This window comes from Thalassorhabdomicrobium marinisediminis (assembly GCF_003072065.1).
Taxonomy (GTDB): Bacteria; Pseudomonadota; Alphaproteobacteria; order Rhodobacterales; family Rhodobacteraceae; genus Octadecabacter; species Octadecabacter marinisediminis.
On record NZ_QCYG01000022.1, the window covers coordinates 1 to 1,262 of the forward strand.

General features: G+C 44.8%; 1 protein-coding gene. It reads right to left on the reverse strand.

From position 1 onward, the window contains the following. A partial coding sequence (locus DC363_RS17050) for a Ty1/Copia family ribonuclease HI (RefSeq protein WP_206749376.1) occupies positions 1-624 on the reverse strand: 624 nt, incomplete at its 3' end. Positions 625-1,262 lie beyond the last annotated feature (638 nt).

Below are 1,262 nucleotides of genomic sequence, written 5' to 3' on the forward strand. Positions count from 1 at the left end.
CTCGGACAACTTCCCACAGCTCTGGTTATCACAAAAGATACCAGTAGCATCCAACGGGAGATCAAATAACTCAGACAGTAGCTTCCGTAGCCATACTGCCTCACAACTAGCTGAACAGGCTGCAACATACTCTGCCTCAGCTGTACTCAGTGCTACGCAGGACTGCTTCCTGCTAAACCAAGAGATCACACCTGATCCCATACTGAAGCAGCACCCAGATGTGCTCTTCCTATCTGCAGCACTGCCTGCCCAATCTGAATCAACATAACCCTGCAGGTTAAACTTTTGATTCGCATCATACTTGAGCCCATAATCAACTGTACCCTTCAGGTACCTCAGAATATGCTTTACAGCAACCAGGTGAACACCTCTGGGATCCGTCAGGAACTGGCTCAATGTGTTCACCGCAAAGCAAATATCTGGTCTCGTGTTCGTCAGGTACATCAAGGACCCAATCATCTGACGATACATAGTGACATCAACCGGTTCAGATGAAGCATCACACAGAAGCTTCAGGTTCGATGCCATAGCCTTGCAGTCCATCATCCCGAACCTCTTCAGGATCTCTACTGCATACTTCCCTTGTCCAAGGAAGATTCCATCTGCACTCTGCCACACCTCCATGCCAAAAACAAATAGTGCATCATCCCCAAGTTCTTAATCATGAACAAATCTCGAAACATACCTCAATGAGTCATACCTGTCGAGATCGCTTGTAATCTTCTTATGTAAGGCCTTAGCCTCATCTCCCTCTGAAACTGGAACTTCTTCACTTATGCAGGTGACCAATCCATTTTCTTCTAGGATTAACCCAATCCACTTGATTTGCAAGAACTGGACCTGGAGCTGGATTAGGGTTTGTCAGAGAAACCCTAAAAATTCAAAATGTGAATTTCAACTTTCTGAAAGGATAGAAAGATGCGCCTTGATGAGCTGATCAGCCTGGTGTACTCAGAAGTTGAAAACTGCAAAGTTTCACCCCTCGAAATTGCCTTTTAGACTTCCGGATTCACTAGGGAGGACCCTGAATTAGGGTTTGAGTTTCCAGAAGATCTACCCAGCCAAAAATCTTGATCCATAGCTCTAAACTTCGATTTTTCCAAGGAGCTTCCAGCTATGTCTTCAGATTTCAGAAATTCCTATTTTTGAGGAAACCCTAATTTTTAGGGCCAAAATTGAAAGTGCTCAGAATTGAATTTTGTCTCGACAGAAAGATGCGCGCTTGCAAGGAGAGTCAGCCTAGCCTCCTTCCTTTGATGATC